Source organism: Candidatus Cloacimonadota bacterium, assembly GCA_034661015.1.
Classification (GTDB): Bacteria; Cloacimonadota; Cloacimonadia; order JGIOTU-2; family JGIOTU-2; genus JAYEKN01.
Genome location: JAYEKN010000105.1, coordinates 1 through 4,184 on the forward strand (window position 1 = coordinate 1; position 4,184 = coordinate 4,184).

Sequence of the window (4,184 nt, forward strand, 5' to 3'; positions counted from 1 at the left end):
AAAATCGTTAATCGGTGGTCGAAGTTCGATATAAAAAAAATGAATAATGAATGTCGATTAACGAGTAATGATTTTAGAAGTAGAAAAGTATGGACTTTTATCGGAAACAAACTTGACATAAAAACATAAAAGAATCTGTTGCAACCCAAAATTTAAAAGAGAAAGAATTATGAAAATTGATGAATATCAAGCAAAGAAATTTTTTTCAAGTTACGCTATACCTATCCCTTTGGAAATAGTCTGCAAAACTTCAAAAGAAATAAAAGAAGCTGCTGAAAAAATTGGAAAAAAAGTCATAATCAAAGCACAGGTACAGGTCGGCGGACGTGGAAAAGCAGGAGGAGTGAAATTGGCTAATTCACCTGAAGAAGCTGAAAAGGTCGGAAATGAAATCCTCGGGATGAATATTAAGGGATTAACCGTAGAAAAAGTTCTTGTAGCAGAAGCCGTATCTATTCAAAGTGAATCTTATATTGGTTTGACTAATGATAGAAATTCCAAAAAAATCGTTTTTATGGTCAGTCCTGCCGGAGGGATTGAAATCGAAGAAGTAGCAAAAAACACTCCGGAAAAAATTTTCAAACTCAAAATCAATCCTCTTGACGGTGGAATTAAAGATTTTCAGGCCCGTGCATTGGCTTTCAAACTTTATGATGACATTAAAGCGGTTCGACAGGCTGCTGAGATAATCAAAAAACTTTATCGCTGCTATGTGGAAAACGATGCTTCTCTTGCCGAAATAAATCCGTTAGTTTTGGATAGTTCCGGCAAAGTCATTGCTCTTGATGCAAAGATGAATTTTGATGATAATGCTTTGTATAAACATCCTGAAATTGAAGAATTACGCCAGATTCTCCCTGAAGATGAGGCAGAATTTGACGCAAAAAGCAAGGGATTGAGTTATATAAAACTGGATGGCTCGATCGGGTGTATGGTCAACGGGGCCGGACTTGCTATGGCAACTATGGATTTGATCAAACTTTATGGGGGAAGCCCCGCAAATTTCCTCGACATCGGCGGAAGTTCAAATCCTCAAAAAGTCATTGACGCAATGCAAATACTTTTGGGTGATGAAAATGTGAAATCCGTCATGATAAATATTTTCGGAGGAATTACCCGCTGTGATGATGTTGCCCGCGGTTTGGTAAAAGCGTTGAACTCCCTTGAGATAAATGTACCGATCGTGATTCGCTTAACAGGAACAAATGAAGAAAAAGGTCATGAGATATTGAAACAATGCGATGATCTCATTCTGGCAGATTCAATGAAGGATGCTGCCCAAAAAGCAATAAAATTTGCACAGTAATACGGATTAGAGGCTTATGAGTATTTTAATTGATAAAAAAACCAAATTAGTTGTACAGGGTATTACCGGACGCGATGGAACTTTTCACGCTTCAAAAATGAAACAATATGGAACAAACGTCGTTGCCGGTGTTTCTCCTGGAAAAGGCGGGCAACGAGTTGATGACATTCCAGTTTTTCATTCTGTAGAAAATGCAGTGAAAGAAACCGGAGCAAATACCTCCATACTTTTTGTTCCTGCCAAATTTGCAGCAGATGCAATCTATGAAGCCGCGGATGCAGGCGTCAAATTAATTGTTGCCATCTCCGAAGGTGTCCCGGTAAACGAGATGATAAATGTAACCCAATATTTGGATAGAAAAGGCGTGAAACTAATCGGACCGAATTCACCGGGTTTGATATCTCCGCGAAAAGCGAAAGTCGGAATACTCCCCGGACAGATTTTTAAAAAAGGTAAGATCGGTCTTATGTCCCGCAGCGGAACTCTTACTTATGAAATCGTAGATCATATAACTAAAATCGGGCTCGGAGAATCCACCTGCATTGGAATCGGAGGAGATCCGATTATCGGAATGAATTTTATAGATTATCTAAAACTATTCGAGCAAGACCCTCAAACCGAAGGAATTGCTCTGATTGGTGAGATTGGTGGGAATGCAGAAGAACTCGCTGCAAAATTTATAAAAGAAAATATTACCAAACCTGTAGTCGGATTTATTGTGGGAAAAACTGCTCCTCCCGGGAAAAGAATGGGACACGCCGGCGCAATTATTTCCAGTGGTTCCGGAACTGCTGCTGAAAAGATCGAAGCAATGCAAAATGCCGGAATTGATGTTGCAAACGAGCCTTCCGAAGTGGCAACTCTGCTCCAATCCAAACTATGACAAAAGAAGAACACATAAAATATTGGTTAAATACCGCTGAAGAAGATTGGAAAGTTGCCAATCATCTTTTTGAAAAAGGAGACTATTCCTGGTGTCTTTTTATTAGTCATCTAGTAATTGAAAAATATCTGAAAGCACTTTATGTTCAGAATGTCGATCGGACTGTGCCTTATATTCACGATTTAGTAAAAATTGCAAAAAAAGCAAAAATTGAGATTGATGATGAAAATAAAATAATACTCGATACAATTACCACCTTTAATCTTAATACAAGATATGATGATTATAAAAAATCATTTTATAAAAAATGCACAAAAATATACACAAAAGAGCAATTTAGCAAGATTGAAGAGGTAAAAAAATGGATAATGAGTTTGATAAAGTACTAGCCCGAAAACATGTTTTGGAATATACAAAAAAGTTGCAGGAACTTAAGATGGATATTGTATCTGTTTATCTCTTTGGCTCATTAGTTAAGGGAAATTTTGGCGAATGGAGTGATATTGATATTGCAGTTGTTTCCAATAATTTAACAGGCGATCCGGTAGATGATAGACTAAAATTGATGAAATTGCGATGGGACATCGACTTGCGTATAGAACCTCACCCTTTCCTCCCGGAAGATTGGGAAGACGAAACCAATCCGTTTGTAGAAGAAATCAAGAAAACCGGTGAAAAAATAATATGAACATATCATTTCATAAACATGCACTCAATCGGATGAAAGAAAGGGGTGTTTTAAAAAAAGAAGTAATCTCAGCAATTAAAACGGGAGAAAAATTTTCCGCTAAATACAATCGTACTGTATTTAGACAAAACTTTGTGTTCGGGAAAAAATGGCTCGGAAAATTATACAACACAAAACAGATAGAAGTTTACGCAGTAAATGAAAATAATAATTGGTTTGTTATAACAGTAATTGCAAAATATTTTTAAAGGAGAATTAACATGAAATTTTCTTACGATCCAAGATACAATATTGCTTATATTAGAATTAAAGAAAGAAAAGAAAATGTTACAACTATTCATATAAGTGAATCATTAAATATTGATTTAACCCCAGATGGAACCTTATATGGCATTGAATTATTAAATGCTAATGAGCAACTTTTTGAACATAATTCGAATCAATTTATTATTGAGAATGAAGCTACCGGAAAAATCAGTAATGTTTCTTTGGTTTAGGATTAATGATTAACTTTGTGAAAAATGCCAGAAATATATAATAAACCTAATCAATAAAAAAGGAAATATTATGAGAGAAATCAAAGCAAAAAAAATCACAGAAGTTGTAAAAAGTCTTGCAATGGATGCAAACTTTTACCTCCCAGAAGATGTCGTTAATGCTATTAAACAGGCGAAAGAAAGAGAAGAATCAGAAACCGGAAAAGACATTTTCAAAATGATACTCGAAAATTTTGAAGTGGCTGATAAAGAAAAATTGCCTCTTTGCCAGGATACCGGTTTTGCAGTTTTTTTTATCGAACTGGGACAAGAAGTCCACATTGTTGGAGGGGATTTTAATGAAGCCATCAATGAAGGAGTTCGTCAGGGCTACAAAGAAGCATATTTGCGAAAGTCCATTGTTGATGATCCGGTAATTGAGAGAGTGAACACAAAGGATAACACTCCGGCAGTCATTCACGTTGACATTGTTCCGGGTGATAAAATCAAAATCACTTTTGCTCCCAAAGGTGGCGGGTCTGAAAATATGAGTACAGTTAAGATGATGAAAGCTGCTGATGGTATCGAAGGAGTGAAAGAATTTGTTATCGATTTTGTAAAACAAAGTGGCGGAAATCCATGTCCTCCCACAACCATTGGGATTGGTCTCGGTGGAACTTTTGATAAAGTTACCCAGCTGGCAAAGCATTCTTTACTTCGTCCTATTGGATCTCGAAATACAGATCCCAAATATGCCGAAATTGAGTTGGAACTTCTCGAAAAATTGAATAAAACCGGAATCGGTCCGATGGGTCTCGGCGGGAAAGTATC

At 36.5% G+C, this 4,184-nt stretch carries 7 protein-coding genes; all 7 read left to right on the forward strand.

Annotation, left to right across the window (positions count from 1 at the left end; genetic code table 11):
* The first annotated feature begins 169 nt into the window (after window positions 1-169).
* Window positions 170-1,306, forward strand: coding sequence for an ADP-forming succinate--CoA ligase subunit beta (gene sucC / locus U9P79_04310; protein ID MEA2103850.1), 1,137 nt, complete (start codon window positions 170-172; stop codon window positions 1,304-1,306).
* Between the two features lie 16 nt (window positions 1,307-1,322).
* Window positions 1,323-2,189: a succinate--CoA ligase subunit alpha gene (gene sucD, locus U9P79_04315; protein MEA2103851.1), complete on the forward strand. Its 867-nt coding sequence runs from the start codon at window positions 1,323-1,325 to the stop codon at window positions 2,187-2,189.
* On the forward strand, window positions 2,186-2,578 hold the full coding sequence (locus U9P79_04320) for a HEPN domain-containing protein (GenBank protein MEA2103852.1): 393 nt from the start codon (window positions 2,186-2,188) through the stop codon (window positions 2,576-2,578). Before sucD ends, U9P79_04320 begins: the two co-directional genes overlap by 4 nt.
* On the forward strand, window positions 2,551-2,877 hold the full coding sequence (locus U9P79_04325; protein ID MEA2103853.1) for a nucleotidyltransferase domain-containing protein: 327 nt from the start codon (window positions 2,551-2,553) through the stop codon (window positions 2,875-2,877). The genes U9P79_04320 and U9P79_04325 overlap by 28 nt, the downstream gene beginning before the upstream one ends.
* The gene (locus U9P79_04330) at window positions 2,874-3,125 is read left to right on the forward strand and encodes a DUF4258 domain-containing protein (GenBank protein MEA2103854.1); all 252 of its coding nucleotides are present in this window, start codon (window positions 2,874-2,876) and stop codon (window positions 3,123-3,125) included. The genes U9P79_04325 and U9P79_04330 overlap by 4 nt, the downstream gene beginning before the upstream one ends.
* 12 nt (window positions 3,126-3,137) lie before the next feature.
* Window positions 3,138-3,374, forward strand: a complete 237-nt coding sequence (locus tag U9P79_04335) for a DUF2283 domain-containing protein (protein MEA2103855.1) — start codon at window positions 3,138-3,140, stop codon at window positions 3,372-3,374.
* Window positions 3,375-3,444: 70 nt separating this feature from the next.
* Window positions 3,445-4,184 (forward strand): fumarate hydratase (locus U9P79_04340; protein ID MEA2103856.1); only part of this gene is annotated, 740 nt, incomplete at its 3' end.